Raw genomic sequence first — 20,744 nt, forward strand, 5'->3', positions numbered from 1 at the left:
AGTGTTTAATTATTATGGAGTTTATTACCCGGTCTCCCCAGGAGACGGAACGGCTGGGGGCGGCTCTGGCTCAGCACCTACTGCCCGGCGATGTACTGGCCTATACCGGTGATCTGGGCGCCGGTAAAACAGCGTTTACTCGGGGCCTGGCGGCGGGTCTCGGCATCACAGACCGCGTTACCAGTCCTACGTATACGGTGGTCAACGAATATTTAAGCGGCCGTTTGCCGCTGTTCCACTTCGATATGTACCGACTGCATTCGGCAGACGAACTGTTTGATATTGGGTGGGAGGACTACCTGACCCGTGGCGGCGTTTGTGCTGTGGAGTGGAGCGAAAACGTGGAGGAAGCGCTGGAGAACCCAATCCGTGTGGAACTGCGTAAGGTAAATGATGATCCTGAACAACGTGTAATTTCGATTGAAGGGGGACAGCGGTTTGCGAATCTTAGCATTTGAAACCTCGGCAAAGGCGGTATCGGTGGCGCTGCTGGACGACGGTCTCCTTCTGGCTGAATATTATCAAAACAGTGGCCAGACCCACAGCCGAACCGCCATGAAACTGGCGGAGGATTTGCTGTGCAACTGTGACTTGACTGTGGAACAAGTGGACGCTGTGGCTGTGGCAGCCGGCCCCGGCAGTTTTACGGGAGTTCGTATCGGTGTGGCAGCGGCCAAAGGCTTCGCTTGGGGGCGGCAGTTGCCCTGCTGCGGCGTTTCTACGCTGGAAGCCATGGCGTGGTCCAGTGGCTTGGCGGACGGAATTGTGGTCCCGGCTATGGATGCACGCCGTAGCCAGGTCTATACGGCCATATTTCGGATGGAACATGGCGTGCCCCATCGGCTTTTGGAGGACAGCGCCATCTCTCTGGAGGAGTTGTGCAAAAAGCTGCAAGCTGTGGAAGGACGAAAAATTTTAGTTGGAGATGGTGCATGGCTGTGCTATAATACCCTCGGAGAACAGCTGCCGGATCTCTGCCTGATGCCGGAGCATTTGCGTCACCAGCGGGCATCCGGTGTCGCCTTAGCCGCACAGCAGCGGCTGGAGCAGGGCATTGCCTGTGACGGCGCATCGATGACGCCTTCCTATCTGCGCCTGAGTCAGGCAGAACGGGAACGGCTGGAACGTTTACAATCGACGAGAGGAGACCAATAACTATGGGAACTGTTCACGTTCTGGATCATCCCCTGATCCAGCATAAGCTGGCGATTCTGCGCGACAAGCGCACCGGAGTCAAGGAATTCCGGGAGATCGTCGGAGAGATTTCCGCCCTGATGTGCTATGAAGCCACGCGTAATCTGCCTACCGAAGAGGTGGAGGTGGAGACGCCGGTGGCTGTGGCCAAGGTGCGCGTCCTGGCAGGCAAGAAGCTGGCCATTGTCCCCATTTTGCGGGCTGGTTTGGGTATGGTGGACACCATCATTGATCTGATCCCGTCGGCGAAGGTTGGACACATCGGCCTGTTCCGGGACCCGGAGACCCACGAGCCTGTGGAGTATTACTGTAAAATGCCGCCCGATATCGCAGAACGTCAGGTGTTTGTTGTGGATCCCATGCTGGCCACCGGCGGCAGCGCCTCTGCGGCGATTGCACTTCTGAAGAAGAAGTACGGTTGCAAAAACATTACGCTGATGGATATTTTGGCAGCGCCGGAGGGTGTGGAAACCGTGCAAAAGGACCATCCTGACGTGGATATTTTCCTGGCTGCGCTGGACGAATGCTTGAATGAAAACGCCTATATCGTCCCCGGATTAGGCGATGCCGGTGACCGGATTTTCGGTACCAAATAACCTGCGGCGACACGGCGCTTTTGGCAAAGCGCCGTGTCTTTTTGTGAAAATATATGAGAATCCGTCCCGAGGAACTGCGAAATTGCGTAGTTCTTCGCCTTGACACCGGGACAAGCTATCCGTTATAATTATATTGGAACAAATTGTTCCGATATTTCTGTTTTGCAACTATGTTGAGGTCTATTGGACAGGCCTTTCCATGAGTTAATAAGACTGAAAGGAAGATTACCATGATCTACTCGGCAGAAGTACAGCATATGTGCCCCGTTGCCAAGGGCGCATACCATGGTCCCGCTCCCATTCCTGAAGAGGGCAAGTGGGTGCAGGCAAAGCAAATCAGCGACATCAGCGGCTTCACCCACGGTGTTGGCTGGTGTGCCCCTCAGCAGGGTGCATGTAAGCTGACCCTGAACGTCAAGAACGGCGTCATCGAAGAGGCTCTGGTAGAGACCCTGGGCTGCTCCGGTATGACCCATTCCGCCGCTATGGCCTCCGAAATCCTTATCGGCAAGACCATTCTGGAGGCACTGAACACCGACTTGGTTTGCGACGCCATCAACACTGCCATGCGTGAGCTGTTCCTGCAGATCGTTTACGGCCGCACCCAGTCCGCTTTCTCTGAGGACGGTCTGGCTGTCGGCGCTTCCCTGGAGGATCTGGGCAAGGGCCTGCGCTCTCAGGTCGGCACTATGTTTGCCACCAAGGAAAAGGGTCCCCGTTATCTGGAAATGGCCGAGGGCTACTGCACCCGCGTTGCTTTGAACAAGGACAATGAGATCATTGGCTATGAGTTCATCAACCTTGGCAAGATGATGGATGCCATCAAGGGCGGCATGGACGCCAATGAGGCCATGGAGAAGGCCAAGGGCCACTATGGTCAGTTCGAGAACGCTGCCAAGTACATCGATCCGCGTCACGAATAAGAGGGGAGGACAACGAAAATGGCTCTGTTTGAAAGCTACGAGAGAAGAATCAACAAGATCAACGGTGTCCTCGCCAACTACGGTATCAAGGATATCGAGGAGTGCCGCGCCATTTGCCAGGAGAAGGGCTTCGATCCCTATGAAATCGTCAAGGGCATTCAGCCCATCTGCTTTGAGAATGCGGCCTGGGCTTACTGCATGGGTTCTGCCATTGCACTGAAGAAGGGTGTCAAGACCGCCGCAGAGGCTGCCAAGGCGATCGGTGAGGGCCTGCAGGCTTTCTGCATCGACGGTTCTGTTGCTGAAGATCGCAAGGTTGGCATCGGCCACGGCAATCTGGGCGCCATGCTGCTGAGCGACGAGTCCAAGTGCTTTGCGTTCCTGGCTGGCCACGAGTCCTTTGCCGCTGCTGAGGGCGCCATCGGTATCGTCAAGAACGCCAACAAGGCCCGTAAGGAGCCCCTGCGCGTCATTCTGAATGGCCTGGGCAAGGATGCTGCTCAGATTATTTCCCGTATTAATGGCTTTACCTACGTCCAGACGCAGTTTGACTATGCCACCGGCAAGGTCAACATTGTCAAGGAGATCCGTTATTCCGAGGGCGAGCGTGCCAATGTCCGCTGCTACGGTGCTGACGACGTCCGTGAGGGTGTGGCGATCATGCACCTGGAGGGCGTGGATGTTTCCATCACCGGTAACTCCACCAACCCCACCCGCTTCCAGCATCCCGTTGCCGGCACCTACAAGAAGGAGTGCATCGAGCAGGGCAAGAAGTACTTCTCTGTTGCCTCCGGCGGCGGCACCGGCCGTACGCTGCACCCCGATAACATGGCCGCAGGTCCTGCTTCCTACGGTATGACCGACACCATGGGCCGTATGCACAGCGATGCTCAGTTTGCCGGTTCCTCCTCCGTGCCTGCTCACGTTGAGATGATGGGCTTCCTGGGCGCTGGTAACAACCCCATGGTGGGCATGACTGTGGCTTGTGCTGTTGCGGTTGCTGAGAGTCTGAAGTAATTTCTTTTGCGTTTTTGTGCCAGACCCTCTTGGGGTCTGGCACTATATCCGTCGATAAAAACCGCCGCCATTCCTTAAAAAAGGGGAATGGCGGCGGTTTTTACGATCCATTATTTCTTTTTCTGTGCTCCGCTAAAGAGTCCTAAAAATCGATTTTTCCACAAGAGAGTTCGAGATGTTTTGGCGCTCCCGTCCGGCTTCTTCTGTACCGGCACTGGTTTGTGTAGAGAATGCTCCATAAAACTGGCTTGGCTGTCAATATGGGAAGTGGCGTTGCTTTTTCGGAAATAGGAGCCGTCCGGCTGCAGGCTGCTGGCTTTGACATTGTCGGCCAACTCTGTAGTCAAAATCTCCTGGAGCATCTGGCACAACTCTGGGTCCTCTACAGGACACGCAATTTCCACACGGCGGTTTAAATTGCGGGTCATCAGGTCGGCGGAGGCAATGTAATACTTGGCGTCGTCTCCACGTCCAAAACAGTAGATGCGGGCGTGCTCCAGAAACCGGCCTACAATGCTGGTGACATGGATGTGCTCAGTTTTGCCGGGAATTCCAGGCCGTAAGCAGCAGATACCACGGAGAATCAAATGGATATTTACGCCGGCACAGGAAGCCTCGGAGAGCTTATCCATGACTTCACGTTCCGTCATGGAGTTGGCTTTGATACAAATATACCCATTGGGGCCTTTGGCAATTTCTCGGTCAATCATGGTCAGCAGCAGCTGTTTGATACCGACGGGAGCCACCAATAAATGATTGTAGCTGCCCTCCAGATTACCCACCAGCATGTTCTGGAAAAACACGGTGCCGTCGATGCCGATTTGCTCCGATGCGGTCATCAGGCTCAGGTCGGTGTACATGGTATTGGTCTTTTCGTTGTAGTTGCCGGTGCCGATTTGCGTGATGTAGCGTAACTGGTCTTTTTGACGCAAGGTAATCAGGCAGATCTTACTGTGACATTTGAAATCCTCTACGCCGTAAATAACACGGCAACCGGCGTCTTCCAACAGACGAGACCAGGAGATGTTATTGGCCTCGTCGAACCGGGCTCGCAGTTCCATCAGGACCGTAACTTCTTTCCCATTCTCAGCAGCCCGACAGAGGATATGGGCGATTTTGGAGGAAGAAGCCAGTCGGTAGATGGTGATCTTAATGGAAACCACATCCGGTCGGTCTGCCGCTTCGCTGAGAAGCCGCAAGAACGGGTCTACTTTATCAAAGGGGAAAAAGAGCATTTGATCCCGCTGCTGAATCTGCTCGATCATACTGCGATTGGGGTCCAGACATTCCGGCCAACGGGGGACATAGGGGGTGAATTCCAGAGGCTGGACAGTTGTCTCCGGCAGGGCTTTGATCAGACCATAAACATATTTCATGTTTAACGGTGCTTGATCGAAGTAGATTTGATGGTCGTGGACATTGATGCGGCGTTTGAGCATTTTGAGGAAGTCGCCCTCGGCAGTGCCGTTGATTTCCAGACGGACGATGGCCAGATGGGAGCGTTTCTTTAAAAGCTTGCTCATGCGGTTACGAAAATCTCCGTCGTTATCGTCGAACTTCTCTTCGTCGAAGCCGATGTCTGCATTACGGGTCACGGAGATTACACAGGCGTTGAGCACTTTATAGCTGCCGAAGAGGGTGGGCGCCCATTGCAGGATCACATCTTCCGTCCGAACATAGTGATTGGGATGGTCCGGCATGATGATAAACTGCGGCAATGCGTCCGGTACAGGAATCAGGCCCAGAGACTGTCCCTCTTTTTTATCCTGAAGCAGCGCAGCGATATAAAGCCCCTTATTGACCAGGTGAGGGAAGGGGTGATGTACGTCAACAATCTGCGGCGACAGTATGGGCAGAACCTTTGCTTTGAAATACTGGCTGATAAACTTTTTTTCCTCCGGCAACGGTTCGGAAAAACCAAGGTCGAGAATGCCTATCTGCGCCAACTGGTGAGTGACTGTGTGAAAAATCTGGTCCTTCAAAGCTACCAGGCCAGGGATGGTCTCATAGATCCGTTCTAACTGCTGGCCCGGCGTCATATTGCACTTGTTGTCAATTTCGTCCGGAGAAATCAACGACAGATCAAACAAACTGCCGACACGTACCATGAAAAACTCATCCAGATTGCTGGTAAAGATGGAAATAAATTTTAGCCGCTCCAGCAACGGAACCGTTTGATCGGCGGCCTCTTCCAGTACACGACGATTGAAGCGGAGCCAACTGAGTTCACGATTCTGTGTATAACTGTAATCTCGGGGCTGTTTCGCAGGATGTTCAGACATGATAACCTCTCCTTGTGTGTCACAACAATCTCTTGGGCCTTCTATGGTACGTTCATATTTACCCTTCCATTATCATACTACATATAGCAGGAAGTTGCCACGGTGTTTTTAAAAAAATTTGGAAATCGAGGCATCTAATATAGGTAAATTGAAGCAGATAAAAGGAGTGGACCATCATGACAAGAACTGCGAAACGGACCGGCCAATGGAAGCTGTGGCAGCTGATACTCCGGGGTATGATTGTACCGCTGGTGTTGTTATTAGCAGTTGCAGCTTTCAGCGGCATGGTCGCCATACGTCAGTGGGTGCCGCAGACGGGCATTCGTTATCTGTCCTATCTGACAGCGGCGGTATTCTACCTTCTGGCGCCGCTGCCTATGATTAAACTGATCGGTAAATATCCGCTGCCCATTGCTTGCGGATACGGGATTCTCTGGACTGCGCTATTCGCACTGTTCAACAACGCGGTCTGGCCGCAGGGGGGTGGCAATGAAGGGGCCGTTCTCTGGATTATCATTGCATGTGCTGTTTTTGTGAGTGGTCTGCTGGGGATGCGGTTGACACGACGATAAGATGCAAGATATCCTGCGAAATGCTTTGAAATGTATTTGCATAAAATCCTGCATTTCATGACTTTGTGCAATTTGCTTATTTTTTATTCTCCCAAAAACAAGCGAATAAACCTATATTGACATAATCAGTAGACATAATACTACGTCATTCTGCACAAATATTTGAAAATTTTCGTATTTTCCTTGAAATTCTCCCTTGATTCCGGTATAGTAACCGTATCGAGAATGTCTGGTAGATATTACATCTGTTTGCCTCCAGCATTATGCGGTAGAGAGTATTGCTCCGACCGTTTGAATGCGCATCGTACACCCTCACACATTGATCCAGTGCAGTTTGCCGTACCCTTCTGATCGTTTGTTTTTCCGCTTTCCGCTTGTTTTTGTGCTGTTGCGGTAAAAGCGTTTTTCTACAACAATTTGATACCGCTTACTCTGCCGGTTTAGCTCATACTGCCTGCCGGTTTACAAATCGGAGATTGATAGACTGATTTGGAGACAGAGCGGTGAATCATGGCAAAGAAGAGGACAGAGACATGGCAACTTTACTGGATGGATTCGAGAACTATTTGATGAATGAGAAACAGGCTTCTCGGAATACCATTACTTCGTATATGCGAGATGTACAGCAGTTTATCTACTATTTGCAGGCTGAGGAACTGGAGCCGGAGACTGTGGAGCGACCGCAGATCATCGCGTATACCCACTGGCTGACAGAGCAGGGCAAATCGCCTGCTACCATTTCCCGTACCCTGGCTTCGCTGAAATGCTTCTATCATTATCTTTTGAACAGCGGGTGTGTTGGAGAGAATCCAGTTCGGAACATTCAGGTCCAGAAGACTGAGAAGAAGCTGCCGCAAATTCTGACCGGCAAAGAGGTAGAACTGTTGCTGTCACAGCCCAAGTGTACCGACGCAAAAGGTTTTCGGGACAAGGCCATGCTGGAACTGCTGTATGCCACCGGTATTCGTGTGACAGAGCTGATTTCTTTGAATGTCAGCGATGTCAATTTGCCAGGCTGCTTTATTAAGTGCGGGCCGTCAGGGAAGAGCCGTATCATTCCGCTATATCCCGCAGCTGTGCAGGCGTTGACGGATTATATTCAGGATGTTCGGCCCAAGTTGATCGCACATCCTGAGGAGCAATCTTTGTTTGTCAACCTGAGCGGTGAGCGTATGTCCAGACAGGGATTCTGGAAGATTGTCAAGCATTATCAGGAACTGGCGGAGATCGACAAAGATATTACGCCGCATACACTGCGTCACAGCTTTGCGGCTCATCTGCTGGAGAACGGTGCCGATTTGCGGTCGATACAGGAGATGCTTGGGCACAGCGATATTTCTTCCACACATATTTACACCCAGCTAGTCAAACAAAACTTAAAGAATGTTTATAATAAATTTCACCCCAAGGCATTTTAAAAGAGTGGTCACTCCGGAGAGTGGCCACTCTTTTCCGATATTGGCAGGGGAAATCAGCCTCTGCAGTCCTGCTTCTGACCGTTGTTCTCCATGCCATTCTGAGCCTTGTTCTGCTCCATGTTCTGCGCTTTGTTCTTCATCTTCTGATTCTTGTTCTGATTGGTTGCCTTATCCATTTTGGAGTCCTCCCAAATCAATATTTGCGGTGTTCCGCAGAGATAGGTTATCCCATTTTTCAGCTTTTATCCTTCGGTTTGAAAATCAATGCGGCAAGATATCCGAAAAAAATTGCTGCTGTTACACCGCCTGCACTGGCTGTGGCGCCGCCGAGAAGTGCACCTACCCATCCGTTTTCCTGTACAGATTCCCGAACGCCTTTGGCCAATGTGTAGCCAAAGCCCGTTAGGGGAATGGTAGCGCCTGTTCCCGCAAAGTCCACAATGGCCTCATAGACACCCAGACCGCCTAAAATGACACCGGCTACCACAAAACTGACCAGAATCCGGGCCGGTGTCAGTTTGGTACGATCAATGAGAATTTGACCCAGGGCGCAGAAGGCACCACCAACTAAAAATGCTTTAAGATATTCCATAGATTCAATCCTCCAGTTCTATGGCAATGGCATGACAAATGCCTGGGGTGGATTCTTTCTGCTGGGTAGAGGTGGGCGACAGTAGTGCGCCGGTACCGCAGAAAAGTATTTTTCGATAGCGGTGTTCCAGCATCTGCCGATACAAATAGCCACACAGGACTACCGCACTGCAACCGCAGCCGGAACCGCCTGCATGGACGTCTTGTGTCTCCTGGTCATAGATCATGATGCCGCAGTCTTGATACACACCATCCATGGCAACGCCATCTTTGGCGAACAGGTCACCGACAATCTGCCATCCTAACTGCCCCAGGTCGCCGGTGACAATGAGATCGTAGGCGTTGGGGCCGGTATTCAAATCCGCAAAGTGTTGTGTCAGTGTATCATAGGCAGCGGGTGCCATTGCGGCGCCCATATTGTTGGCGTCTTTTATGCCCCAGTCCACTACACGTCCAATGGTGGCGGCAGTGATCCGCGGCCCGCTGCCTTCTCGGCCCAGTAGGGCACATCCGGAGCCGGTGACAGTCCACTGGGCTGTAGGTGGACGCTGCCCACCATAGACCAGCGGGAATCGATATTGCCGCTCTGCAGAGGCAAAATGAGAGGAGGTCATGGCAATGACGCGTTGTGCAAAGCCGCCGCTGATGGCCATGGAGCCTAACAGCAAACTCTCCGCCATGGTGGAGCAGGCTCCATACAGTCCCAGAAACGGAATGCTCAAATCACGCAGACAAAAACTGGTTCCAATACATTGATTCAGCAAATCGCCGCCAAAGAGAATATCAATGTCTTTTGGCTGTAAATGGGCTTTCTCCAGCGCCGTTTGCACGGCCAGGGACTGCATCTGGGTTTCTGCTTTCTCCCAGGAGGGCTGTCCAAATTTTGTATCGGGATTTAGATGGTCAAACCATTGGTGCAGCGGACCTTCCAGTTCTTTTTTCCCGCCGACAGCGGCGGTGGTCAGAAGAACCGGACGATGTTGAAACACCAAAGTTTGGCGGCCAGTGCGCTGTACGCTCAATTTTATCAACTCCTGCACAAACATGAGATTTGGCAATAGTATGTGCAGTCCGGAAAAAATTAACCGGGACCCGCTGATCGAACGGGGCCCGGGATGATGCAGTAGGGAAGTCGTCATTTGGAAAGCTTGGAGATGGGATTGGCTTCTGCGGCGATTTTCAATTCGGTGTTTTCAATGTGGGTATAGATTTCTGTTGTATTCAGATGTTCATGGCCTAAAACCTCCTGGACCGTCTTCACGTCGACACCGCCGGACAACATAAGCGTGGCGGCTGTGTGGCGCAGCTTATGGGCGGAAAATTGCGTGGCGTCCAAACCCGCATCCAGGAGGTGCTTTTTGACTAGACGGTGTACGGCAGTAACACTGATCCGATTGCCGTTACGGGAGCCGAACAGCGCACGATTATCCGTTAATTCGATTTTGTTGCGTTCGATCAAGTAGTCATCGATGGCTTGTTTGCAGTTACTGCCCATATAGACAATGCGTTCTTTGTTGCCTTTGCCAACAACGCGGATACGGTCTTCGTAGATGTCCGTAATGTTTAAACCGACTAACTCAGAACGGCGGATGCCACAACTGAGAAAGATCATCAAAATGGCATAGTCACGCTTGGCGTTGGGACCGGACACAGATTGGAGAAGACGGCTGGATTCCTCCAACGTAAGATATTTGGGAAGCGCTTTCCGAAGCTTGGGAAATTCCAGGTCCTGGACGGGATTTTCCTCCAGCTGTTTTGTGCGGACCGTCAGATACTTAAAAAAGGACTTAATAGCTGACAGTTTTCGCGCTCTGGCGGCCGCGCCGATGCCGCTGTCGGACGGTGATTCTCCAGTGGTGCGGTCATTGGCCAGATACGATAGAAAATCGTAGATATCAGTCACATGGATATTGCGCAGAAACTCCAAATCTACATCTTTGATGGAGATGGAATCCAGCGGCGTATTGTATGGCAGTTCCAGACGCATAAGCTTCATAAACCGCAAAAACATCCGTAAATCCAAATAGTATTCGGAAACGGTCTTGAGCGATTGGCCTTTGATGGTTTCGTGGTAGCTGAGAAATTCCCGCAGGATTTGCGGACAATCATTGGTATTCATAGAGTCTCCTTTGTCTAATTACCACCAACGCAACAAAATTTTTATTTTGTTGCGTTGGGGGTGGGGGCTGTAAAGGTGTTCTTTCCATGGCTATGGGGCCTGTAATCTACTCCCCTGGCGTATCATCGGAGCATTTGCACCAATGTGCGGACCATCAAAACGGTCTGCGCATTGGGTGTGTTATGTACTGGCTACAAACCAGGCTTTCACCAGAGCAAAAACCTCACGCAACTCGTAGTTCCACATCAAAATCCATGGTGTGGTTTTGCTGCCTAGCCCTGTGGGCTCCATATCCAGCGTTCCGGCGATATATTGGGCGCGGCACAGATGATATTCACTGGTAATGATGGTCGGCTGTGCCGCATTGCAGCCAGCTTTCTGTGCCAGCACCGCAGAAAACATCAGATTTTCCCGGGTGTTGGATGCCTGAGGTTCTTGGATGACACGTTGCATATCGGCGCCATGGCGTTCCAGATATGCGTACATAACGGCCGCTTCCGTATCGTCTTCATCAGGCCCTTGACCGCCGGAAACGATCAGTACTCCGGTTGGATTTTCCTGTAGATACAGCAATCCCACATCCAGCCGCTGCCGCAATGTTCTGGACGGCTGATTCCCCTGTACCTGAGCCCCCAGAACAATGGCGTAAGAAGACGTTTTCGCCTGTTCCCACTGACTTTCGGCACGACTGCCCACATAGATCATACCGACGGACAAGAATAGAAATACGGCTCCACCAAGACTGATTAAAATCATTCGTATCCTCCTGTGCCAGGAAAAACGCTCGGTCCATGCGTCAACCAGCAGCAGCCCCGCGTAGCCCCAAAGACATAAGCTGGTCATGATCAGGCCATATGGCAGCAATACAAGAATCACGCCCAGGACAATCAAAACACTACCAGCCGCTGCTCGCTTCATGACCGTTCCTCCAACTGGGCCGACAGCGTTTCCCACTGGTCATAGAGAGCTGCCAACTGTTCCTCTGCTTGCTGCTTTTCCTCCATTAGCCGGGCCAATTCCTGATAGTCGCTGGATGCTGCTGCAATTTGCGGATCAAAGGCCGCCACAGCCTCTTCCTGTTTTTCGATTTCCCGTTCCAATCTGGCAATCTGCTTATCGAGATTTTTCGTACCACCCTTTGGCTTTTCCCTGATCTCTTTTTTCTCCTGCACAGTGGGTGTTGGGACAGCCGGTTTTGCTTGCTGCTCATGCTCACAGATGGAGCGATATTTCTGATAACCGCAGGGAAAGTCACGGATGCTCCCGTCTTTCAGCTCCCAAATTCGCGTGGCAAACCGATCCACAAAGTAACGGTCATGGGAGACGAACAGCAGCGTTCCCTCGTATTCCTCCAGAGCAGCCTCAATCCATTCTCTGGATGCAATATCCAGATGATTGGTGGGTTCGTCCAGGATCAGCAGATTGATTTTTTCATCCATGAGCATGCACAGCCGCAATCGGGACTGCTCACCACCGGACAGGCTGGAAACCGGCTTGAATACGTCCTCTCCCCGGAACATAAATGAGCCTAGCCGGTCGCGGGCCATCTGAGTGGTACAGTTCTTTTCGTACAGCATGGTATCCAGAAGGCTGCGCTCCGGGTGGGCAAAGTGGATGATCTGCGGCAAATACGCCCATTTCACCGACGGTCCAAATCGCAGACGGCCGGTGGTGGGTGGCTCCTCCCCTAAAATGATTTTGAGGAAGGTAGATTTACCGGTGCCGTTGTCCCCCAAAAATGCAATCCGCTGACCGCCTTCGATCAGCAGGTCCACATTGGAAAAAAGCGTTCTGTCTCCAAATTTTTTGGAGAGGTCCTTGATTTTCAATACCTCGTCGCCGTGGAAGGACTTCTCTGCAAAACGAACCGACAGGGTCTGTTCCTTTTGGGGCCGTTCCGTCTTCTCAATCCGCTCCATGCGATGCTGAATGGACATGGCCCGACGGTACATGGAACGGTTATTGATACCCCAGCCTTTCATCCGCTCCACGGTATAGCCCAGCTGCTTCAGCTTTGCCTGCTCCTGCTCGTATTGCTTCAACTGCAATTCATACCGGGCCTGCTTCTCTTCCACATAGAATGAGTAGTTGCCGCTGTAAAATTCTGCCCGACCGCCCCGCAGTTCTATGACCCGGTCAATGACCCGGTCCAGAAAATATCGGTCATGGGAAATGGCCAGCACGGTTCCCTTAAACCGCAGAATATAGTCCTCCAACCATTCTACACTTTTCAGATCCAGATGGTTTGTGGGTTCATCCAATAGCAGAATGTCGGTTTTTTCCAGTAGCAAACGGGCCAGGTTTACCCGGGTTTTCTCACCGCCGGACAGCTCGCAGAACAGCCGCTCCCGCATATCCGACGGGATACCAAGGCCGTTGCAGGTTTTGTCGGCTGCCACATCCATTTCATAGCCGCCACCGGCGGTAAACCGGTTAGAAAGATCGTCATATTGCCGCAAAATCTCCGGCGACGTCTGCCGGGCCATCTGCTCCTCCAAGGCCCGCAGCTTCTTCTTAATGTTCTGCAAGTCTTGAAACGCGGAGCGCAGCACATCTTCCACAGTGTACTCCGGCGGGTAGTGGGGAATCTGGGAAATTAGTCCCATTCGTTTGCCGGGGGCGATGCTGATCTCCCCGGTATCATAGTCGATTTCACCGGTGAGTATTTTAAACAGCGTCGACTTACCGGCGCCGTTGCGGCCGAGAATGGCTACCCTCTCCCCTTCTTGTATATCAAAGGAAAGGCCATCAATTAAATTTACGTCTACATCATAGGATTTGACCAGATTTTTCACAGAAATATCGATCATGGATTGCTCCTTTTGTATCGTTCCAGAAATTCTTCACGGCGAAACAGAATATTGAGAGCGTCCAGTAAGCCGTTGGCACTCAGATGCTCCGGTAGGGACAGTTCTCTCTTTAAAGCGGATCGCCGTTCGCTGCTGTCGGCGGTACCGGACAGGCCCAGCTCAAATAAATCCAGTTTGGTAATAGGCTCCCCTGCTGCCTGTGCCGTCTCCCCTTCTATATGCGCACCGGCATCCCGAAGGGCTCTCAGCAGAATTTCCGGTGTCATCCCTTCTACGCCCAACTTTCCTTCCTTACCTGCCTGGCGCTTGCGGCGCTCCTTACCCGTTATATCGGGAATATAGGCATGAAGTACCTGCTCCTTCGGCAGCGCGCCTTTGAGATAATTGCGGATCACAAACCCAGCGCCGTCAGAATCCGTGAGAATAATCAGTCCCCGTCGGCGGGCCACTTCTCGCAAAAAGGCCAACAGTTCTCGGTTGTTCATAACGCCAAAGCCGGACGTTTCAAAGATGGGGGCATCCACCAGCTGGGACAGGGTATTTTTGTCGTATCGCCCTTCTACGACGATGGCTTCCCGAATCCGGATCATGGCCGCGCCTCCCTGGATAGCTGTAAAATCAGCAATTCGAGAATACGTTCTGGCGTATCTCGTGAAGTCTTCATCCGGCGGTCTGCTTCCAGACACAGGAGCACCGCCCGTTTGCAAAAGGCCGACGTCAGTTTGCGCACACTGTCCATGGTCATCCGGGCACCATAGGGCGAACCGCCCAATAATTTTACCAATTCCTCCGGTGACTTACCGTTTTCATAGAGTACGCGGCCATAAAGCAGCCGCCGCATTTGAGCTGCTACGGTACCGAGCAGCAAAATCGGGTCCTCCTGCAACGCCAGCAGATCCCGCAGCTTCAGCAGTGCCCGTTCATAAGCGCCGTCAGCCAAAGCGTTGGAAATATCAAAGGTAGCCGCCGTCAAGGTTGGTTCCACCACAGTATCCACATCCAGCTTGGTGATAGCCTCTCCGCCTGCATAGGCAGTCAGCTTTTCAATTTCACCTACCAGGGCACTGAGAGAATTGTCCTTGAGAAAGGCCAGATAGTCCGCTGTGGCGTTATCAATGACTTTGCCGCCTTTGCGGGCCTGCCGCTGAATCCAACTGCGCATTTCGCTGCCAGACTGCTTGCGAAATTCCACAGCCAACGCATATTGTGACAGTGCGGCGTGCAGCCTTTTCAGCCGTTTATCTGGGCTGTAGTCCACAGTATCGTAAATAAAAATCAGACAGCAGTAATCCGGCAAGTCTTCCAGGATGGAGATAATTTTTTCTCGAGATGTGTCTGACTCCTTATAGAGGTCCACGTCCTCCACCAGAATCAGGGTACGTTCTGCCATCATAGGCATGGCTTCCACAGCGGCAGATACTTGATCCCAGTCCAGAGAGTCCTTGCGGAACCGATGAAAATTGAACTCCGCAGCCGGACCATCCAGGAGCTTTTTACGGATTTGCCCCAGATAGGCTTCCCGGAGATAGGCCTCTTCCCCGTAGAAGAGATAGCAGGAGCGCAGCGCATTCTGCTTGATCTCCGCCTTTAACTGCTGATAGGCCTCATTATCTGTAGATGGCTTTTTTGCCATGAAAGTTACCTCCGAATGGTAATATTACCGCATTGGTCCGTGCGATAGACGGACGCCCCCGACTGCCGCAGCCGCTCCAGCGTTTCCGCTGCCGGATGCCCGTAGGAATTTTCCGCACCGACGGAGATCAAAACCAGTTCTGGTGTCAACTGCTCCAGCAGCGTATCTCCGGTGGAGGTGGCGGCTCCATGATGGCCTGCCACCAGAACTTCAATAGCAGAAAGGCTCTGACGGTTCAGCAGTATCCGTTCTGCGGTGGTATCCATATCGCCGGTCATAAGTACATCAAATTGATCATACCGCCAATGGGCCGACAAACTGCCGTTGTTCCCGTCTATAGCAAAAACCGGCGCATAAACCGACAATACCGAAGCGCCGAACGTCATGGTCAGATCCTGCTTTACGAAGTACACTTGTGTTCCAGTTTCCTCCGCGGCGGCTACAATCTGCGCCTGCATATCGCCGTCATCAGCTGTTGCAGGCAGATAAATGGTATCGACCCTCACAGAACGAAGCAATTCCGGAACTCCACCGGCGTGATCGCTGTCGTAGTGACTGACCAATAGGACGTGGAGCCGGAATCGTCCAGCGGAATGGAGAAAGCTGACGGCGCGAGCGGCGGGACGGTCTTCCCCACCACAATCGTACATGGCGGAAATACCCTTGGATTCCACATAAATGCACTGCCCCTGTCCCACATTCAGCATGGTTACAGATAACTGCGCCCGGTCATATTCCAGAGAACTCAGCAGCAGACAGCCTAGGAATGAGCAACCGATGGCGGCAACCGGTATCCAAAGCCGGATGGATTGCGCAAAGTCCAGCAGCAAGACCAGTACGATACCATAAAACAGAACCAGAAAAATGAGAGCGTATCCATTGTCCATGGTCATCCAGGCGAACGGCAGACCGGCCACCCAACGGGTCAATCCCATGGTCATACCGATCAACCATTGCAGCGGATACGATAAAACTATAGCCATCGGCATAGAGAGCAAACTGATCAGTGCCGCAATCATGGAAAGCAGAAAACACGCGGGAATCAACGGCACGATCACAGCTCCGCTCAAGGGTGTGACGAGAGAAAAGCTGTCAAAATATAGCAGACTCAATGGCATGGTCAGCGGAATGACTGCAATAGAAGATGCGACGCCGGCACAGACCGGCCGTATCAGTTTGCGGAATATCCGGTGCTGGGACACAAGCCACTGTATGGGCTGCGATGTCCAAAACCGCTGAAAAATCCGGCTGGAGAACAGTAAAATACCAGTTACCGAGGTAAAGGACAACTGCAATCCCACATCCAGAATGGCTCTGGGATTAGGCAGAATGATCAGAAGCAACGCCAGTAATATCGTCGTCGGTATATCGTTATCTCGATGTGCCAAATATGCGATCAGCAATAAACTGAACATTATCGCCGAGCGGACCACAGAGGCCGTCATACCCACCGACAAAGCGAAAATCCAGATCAGAGGTAAACCGACAACAGAAGATTTCCAGCCGTACTGTCCTAACAACAGCATAATAGCGCCCATCAGAATGCCGATGTGCATTCCGGAGACAGCCACGATATGATTGGTGCCTGACTGGCTCAGCTGTGTCTGAAATAGTTCAGACAGGCCGCCGCGGTCACCGCTGAGCAGTGCTACGGCGTAGCCCTTTTCAACTTCCGGCAACAGTTTTCCCAACTGCTCCTGGAGAATATGCGAAAAATACAGTGGCCAATATCGGACGGGAATCGAATCGGCTTTTTGAACTTGGTGCCGATCATACAGACGCATCGTAAAGTCCACGCCGCGCGTCCCGTAAAAGAGATCTTCTTCTCCCCAGTAGGTATCGGTGGATTGCAGTTTTACCAAGCCGTGAACCATATCGCCTGGTTTCAGTGATAAATCATATTCACCGTAGAGTACAGCAGTGAATGAATGGCCATCTACCACGCCGGAAACGGTCGTAGCGGTACCATATGCCGTGGTCCTGCTGTATGCGGCAGCCTCCATTGACAATGTTCGTACACGGCCATCGTAGTCATCCGTCCAGCGTACCTCCCGCTGCACATAGGACCAGGACCAGACCAAACCAATGGAAGCGCCCAGGGCTACCAACCCGAGCCGTATGGACCATGGACAGCGCAGCAGAAACAGTACCACAGCCACAGCCAGCAAACTGCCCGACAGTACCGTACCATATGGCAGGCCCATCATATTGAAGAGGACTGCCCCGGAAAAACCGGCAGCAAATAGGGCCAAAATTCGCACATTCTCACCTCAGACCCATTCTACCATTTTCCGGTCTCATACGCAAGCAAAACAGGGACGCCACTGAAGCGGCGTCCCTGCGTACGGCTGGTTTAGTTGAACGAACCCAACTGTTTACCGGAAAGGACATGGAAATGAATATGATGCACCGTCTGTCCGGCAATTTCGCCGCAGTTGGTGACCACACGGAATCCATCGGCAAATCCCATTTCTTTGGCCAGCTTTGCAATGACCATATAGATATGGCCAATGACAGGGGCGGTTTCCTCCGTCACCTCGGCGGCCGATGCAAAATGAACCTTGGGAATCACCAGAAAATGTGTGGGGGCCATGGGAGAAATATCATAAAAGGCGTAGCAAATTTCATCCTCATAGACCTTGTTGGAAGGGATTTCCCCGGAAATGATCTTACAGAACAGACAGTCAGACATAGTACAGTCCCCTTTCTATTGCGTTACAGTCCCAGCTTTTCGGCCACCAGATTGTCCACCGTGGCCAGAGCGTCATCCAGCTTCAGAACATCGGTGCCGCCGCCCATGGCAGAGTCAGGCTTGCCGCCGCCCTTGCCGCCGCAGATGGCAGTGATGCTCTTGATGATCTCACCGGCTTTGATGCCCTTGGCGACAGCTTCCTTGCCGCAAACAGCCAGGAAGGTGATTTTGCCGTCGTTAACTGTGGACAGAACGGCCACCACATTGGCCTGCTTGTCTCGAAGCATATCGCCCATCTGGCGCAGCTTATTGGCGTCGGCATTGGGCAGCGTGGCGGTGAGCACCTTCAAATCGCCCACGGCATGGCCACCCATGAGGAAGCGCTCCGATTCACCGGCCGCCTCTTTGGCCTTAAACTGCTCCACCATGCGGCGCAGCTCCCGCAGTTCTGCAATGGTCTGCTCAGCCTTTTCCCGCAGTTCGCCGGGCTTGGTCTTGAGCACGGCAGCAGCTTCAAACAGTTTCTCCTGATTGTGATTCATGGTTTCCAGAGAAACGGCGCCAGTGGTAGCCTCAATGCGGCGAACGCCGGAGGCCACAGAGAACTCACTGGTGATGTGGAAGACACCAACTTTGGCGGTATTGTCCAGATGGGTGCCGCCGCAGAACTCCACAGAGAAGCCGTTGCCCATCTCCACAACGCGGACCACGTCGCCATACTTCTCGCCAAACAGGGCGATGGCGCCGCGCTCCTTAGCCTTCTCAATGGGCATTTCCTCGGTGATGACGGGATATCCCTCCAGCACCATCTCGTTTACCATGGCAGACACACGGCTCAGCTCTTCTGCTGTCAGTGCGGAAAAATGGGTAAAGTCAAAGCGCAGGCGGTCGGGCTCCACCAGAGAACCGGCTTGATGGACGTGATCGCCCAGAACAGCGCGCAGCGCTGCATCCAGCAGATGGGTGGCGGAGTGCGCACGCATAATGGCCTTCCGGCGGACGGGATCAATCTGAGCCCGAACGGTATTGCCCAATTTCAGCGTACCCTCCACCAGCTTACCACTGTGCATAAACTTGCCGCCCTTGTTTTTCTGGACGTCGGTTACCTGGAAGCAGCAGCCGTGCTCACCATCAATGACAATCTGGCCGTGGTCAGCAACCTGGCCACCCATTTCCGCGTAGAAGGGCGTCTTGTCCAGAACCACGATGGCGTCAACGACGGGCATCAGCTCCTCGGCTTGTTCGTTTTCCACTACCAGAGCTACCACCTTGGCATCGGTGACGGTGCCGGTTTCATAGCCCACAAACTGGGTCTCGGGGACGTCCTTGCCGAACTCTACACCGGCCCAGCCTAAATCGCCCAGGGCCTCACGAGCCTTTCTGGCGCGCTGACGCTGCTCGTCCATCAGAGCCTTGAAGCCGTCCTGGTCCACGGTCATGCCCTGCTCCTCCACCATCTCCATGGTCAGATCAATGGGGAAACCGTAGGTATCGTACAGCTTGAACGCATCGGCGCCGGAAAAGACCTTTTCGCCCTTCTCCTGATGGCCCCGCAGCATTTCGTTGAAGATGTTCATGCCGCCATCAATGGTTTTGGCGAAGTTCTCTTCCTCGGTACGGATGACCTTGGTGATATAGCCCTGGCGCTCCCGCAGCTCGGGATAGTGACCTTCATTCTCGTGAACCACCGTATCACAGACTGTATACAGGAAAGGCTCATTGACGCCCAGCAGCTTGCCATGGCGGGCGGCGCGGCGCAGCAGACGGCGCAGAACGTAGCCGCGGCCCTCATTGGACGGCAAAACACCGTCGCAGATCATAAAGGTGGCGGAGCGGATATGGTCGGTGATGACGCGGAGAGAAACATCTTTGGCATTGGATTCACCGTAGTGGGCATGAGTAATTTCGCTGACCTTGTTGGTGATGTTCATGACGGTGTCCACGTCAAACAGAGAGGCGACATCCTGGCACACGCAGGCCAAACGCTCTAGGCCCATGCCGGTATCGATGTTCTTCTGCTTGAGTTCGGTATAATGGTTCTCACCGTCGTTGTCGAACTGAGAGAACACCACGTTCCACACCTCAATATAGCGGTCGCAGTCGCAGCCTACGGTGCAGCCGGGTTTGCCGCAGCCCCACTTCTCTCCGCGATCATAGTAGATCTCAGAGCAAGGGCCGCAGGGGCCGGAACCATGCTCCCAGAAGTTATCCTCTTTGCCGAACTTGAAAATGCGTTCAGCAGGAATGCCGATCTCCTCATTCCAGATACGGAACGCTTCATCGTCAGCGGGGGTAGTCTCATTGCCGGCAAAAACAGAGGGATAGAGACGGTTGGGGTCCAGCCCTACCCACTCGGGAGAGGTCAAAAACTCCCAGGCCCAGTGAATTGCCTCCTTTTTGAAATAATCGCCGAAAGAGAAGTTGCCCAGCATTTCAAAGTAGGTGCCGTGGCGGGCAGTCTTGCCGATGTTCTCAATGTCGCCGGTACGGATACACTTCTGGCAGGTGCAGACGCGATGGCGGGGCGGCTCCTGCTCACCGGTGAAGAAGGGCTTCATGGGCGCCATGCCGGAGTTGATCAGCAGCAGGGACGCATCATTCTGGGGAATCAGGGAAAAGCTGGGCAGGCGGAGATGGCCCTTTGTCTCAAAGAATTTCAGGAACATTTCGCGGAGCTCATTGAGTCCGTATTTTTTCTGTGCCATGGGTTTGGATACCTCCATTATTCAATCGCTTGCAGTGCAATAAAAAAACGCTTCGCCCCAAAACAGGGGCGAAGCGGCTGCTTCACGGTACCACCCTGATTACCCGGAAAACCGGTATCTCAGCCATCGGATATCGGGGATGAACCGGGCCGCTCCTCACGGCCTGCTCGGAAGTGGCTGCGATTTTTTCCA

At 52.8% G+C, this 20,744-nt stretch carries 19 protein-coding genes; 7 read left to right on the forward strand and 12 right to left on the reverse strand.

Going from position 1 to position 20,744, the window contains the following annotated elements; translation table 11 throughout:
• Positions 1 to 14: 14 nt before the first annotated feature.
• From tsaE to ACTQ33_RS08250, 5 genes are all read left to right on the forward strand, one after another.
• The gene (tsaE, locus tag ACTQ33_RS08230; protein ID WP_441463778.1) at positions 15 to 458 is read left to right on the forward strand and encodes a tRNA (adenosine(37)-N6)-threonylcarbamoyltransferase complex ATPase subunit type 1 TsaE; all 444 of its coding nucleotides are present in this window, start codon (positions 15 to 17) and stop codon (positions 456 to 458) included.
• Positions 439 to 1,155, forward strand: a complete 717-nt coding sequence (gene tsaB, locus ACTQ33_RS08235) for a tRNA (adenosine(37)-N6)-threonylcarbamoyltransferase complex dimerization subunit type 1 TsaB (protein WP_441463780.1) — start codon at positions 439 to 441, stop codon at positions 1,153 to 1,155. Before tsaE ends, tsaB begins: the two co-directional genes overlap by 20 nt.
• Positions 1,156 to 1,157: 2 nt before the next feature.
• Complete coding sequence (gene upp, locus ACTQ33_RS08240) at positions 1,158 to 1,790, forward strand: uracil phosphoribosyltransferase (protein WP_441463782.1); 633 nt, start codon at positions 1,158 to 1,160, stop codon at positions 1,788 to 1,790.
• A 230-nt stretch (positions 1,791 to 2,020) separates the two neighbouring features.
• Positions 2,021 to 2,713: an iron-sulfur cluster assembly scaffold protein gene (locus ACTQ33_RS08245; protein ID WP_441463784.1), complete on the forward strand. Its 693-nt coding sequence runs from the start codon at positions 2,021 to 2,023 to the stop codon at positions 2,711 to 2,713.
• Positions 2,714 to 2,731: 18 nt separating this feature from the next.
• On the forward strand, positions 2,732 to 3,730 hold the full coding sequence (locus ACTQ33_RS08250) for a GGGtGRT protein (RefSeq protein ID WP_441463786.1): 999 nt from the start codon (positions 2,732 to 2,734) through the stop codon (positions 3,728 to 3,730).
• Between the two features lie 110 nt (positions 3,731 to 3,840).
• Here the strand turns inward: ACTQ33_RS08250 and ppk1 are convergent, their stop codons facing one another.
• Positions 3,841 to 6,012, reverse strand: coding sequence for a polyphosphate kinase 1 (gene ppk1, locus ACTQ33_RS08255; RefSeq protein ID WP_441463788.1), 2,172 nt, complete (start codon positions 6,010 to 6,012; stop codon positions 3,841 to 3,843).
• A gap of 176 nt (positions 6,013 to 6,188) precedes the next feature.
• On the opposite strand from ppk1, the gene ACTQ33_RS08260 reads away from it, so the two are divergent.
• Together ACTQ33_RS08260 and xerD are read left to right on the forward strand one after the other, a co-directional pair.
• On the forward strand, positions 6,189 to 6,584 hold the full coding sequence (locus tag ACTQ33_RS08260; protein WP_441463789.1) for a hypothetical protein: 396 nt from the start codon (positions 6,189 to 6,191) through the stop codon (positions 6,582 to 6,584).
• Between the two features lie 533 nt (positions 6,585 to 7,117).
• Positions 7,118 to 8,002 (forward strand): site-specific tyrosine recombinase XerD, encoded by an 885-nt coding sequence (gene xerD, locus ACTQ33_RS08265; RefSeq protein ID WP_441463791.1) that lies wholly within the window; start codon positions 7,118 to 7,120, stop codon positions 8,000 to 8,002.
• Between the two features lie 53 nt (positions 8,003 to 8,055).
• Here the strand turns inward: xerD and ACTQ33_RS08270 are convergent, their stop codons facing one another.
• From ACTQ33_RS08270 to alaS, 11 genes are all read right to left on the reverse strand, one after another.
• Positions 8,056 to 8,178: a hypothetical protein gene (locus tag ACTQ33_RS08270; RefSeq protein ID WP_441463793.1), complete on the reverse strand. Its 123-nt coding sequence runs from the start codon at positions 8,176 to 8,178 to the stop codon at positions 8,056 to 8,058.
• A 59-nt stretch (positions 8,179 to 8,237) separates the two neighbouring features.
• Entirely contained in the window at positions 8,238 to 8,594 is a 357-nt protein-coding gene (gene spoVAE, locus ACTQ33_RS08275) for a stage V sporulation protein AE (protein WP_441463794.1), read from the reverse strand.
• Positions 8,595 to 8,598: 4 nt separating this feature from the next.
• Positions 8,599 to 9,615, reverse strand: coding sequence for a stage V sporulation protein AD (gene spoVAD / locus ACTQ33_RS08280; RefSeq protein ID WP_441463796.1), 1,017 nt, complete (start codon positions 9,613 to 9,615; stop codon positions 8,599 to 8,601).
• Positions 9,616 to 9,728: 113 nt separating this feature from the next.
• A complete protein-coding gene (locus ACTQ33_RS08285; RefSeq protein WP_441463798.1) occupies positions 9,729 to 10,712 on the reverse strand; it encodes a tyrosine recombinase XerC in 984 nt (327 codons plus the stop codon).
• Positions 10,713 to 10,892: 180 nt separating this feature from the next.
• Positions 10,893 to 11,630: a YdcF family protein gene (locus ACTQ33_RS08290; protein WP_441463800.1), complete on the reverse strand. Its 738-nt coding sequence runs from the start codon at positions 11,628 to 11,630 to the stop codon at positions 10,893 to 10,895.
• Positions 11,627 to 13,522, reverse strand: a complete 1,896-nt coding sequence (gene abc-f, locus ACTQ33_RS08295; protein ID WP_441463802.1) for a ribosomal protection-like ABC-F family protein — start codon at positions 13,520 to 13,522, stop codon at positions 11,627 to 11,629. Before abc-f ends, ACTQ33_RS08290 begins: the two co-directional genes overlap by 4 nt.
• Positions 13,519 to 14,112, reverse strand: coding sequence for a toprim domain-containing protein (locus ACTQ33_RS08300; protein ID WP_441463804.1), 594 nt, complete (start codon positions 14,110 to 14,112; stop codon positions 13,519 to 13,521). The genes abc-f and ACTQ33_RS08300 overlap by 4 nt, the downstream gene beginning before the upstream one ends.
• Positions 14,109 to 15,155, reverse strand: a complete 1,047-nt coding sequence (holA, locus tag ACTQ33_RS08305) for a DNA polymerase III subunit delta (RefSeq protein ID WP_441463806.1) — start codon at positions 15,153 to 15,155, stop codon at positions 14,109 to 14,111. Before holA ends, ACTQ33_RS08300 begins: the two co-directional genes overlap by 4 nt.
• Positions 15,156 to 15,160: 5 nt before the next feature.
• Positions 15,161 to 17,407 carry a DNA internalization-related competence protein ComEC/Rec2 gene (locus ACTQ33_RS08310; RefSeq protein ID WP_441463808.1) on the reverse strand — a complete coding sequence of 749 codons (2,247 nt, stop codon included), beginning with the start codon at positions 17,405 to 17,407 and terminating at the stop codon, positions 15,161 to 15,163.
• Positions 17,408 to 17,508: 101 nt separating this feature from the next.
• Positions 17,509 to 17,847 (reverse strand): histidine triad nucleotide-binding protein, encoded by a 339-nt coding sequence (locus tag ACTQ33_RS08315; RefSeq protein ID WP_441463810.1) that lies wholly within the window; start codon positions 17,845 to 17,847, stop codon positions 17,509 to 17,511.
• A 23-nt stretch (positions 17,848 to 17,870) separates the two neighbouring features.
• On the reverse strand, positions 17,871 to 20,552 hold the full coding sequence (gene alaS, locus ACTQ33_RS08320; protein WP_441463812.1) for an alanine--tRNA ligase: 2,682 nt from the start codon (positions 20,550 to 20,552) through the stop codon (positions 17,871 to 17,873).
• Positions 20,553 to 20,744 lie beyond the last annotated feature (192 nt).

The sequence above is a fragment of the Candidatus Avoscillospira sp. LCP25S3_F1 genome (assembly GCF_052117125.1).
Taxonomy (GTDB): Bacteria; Bacillota; Clostridia; order Oscillospirales; family Oscillospiraceae; genus Avoscillospira_A.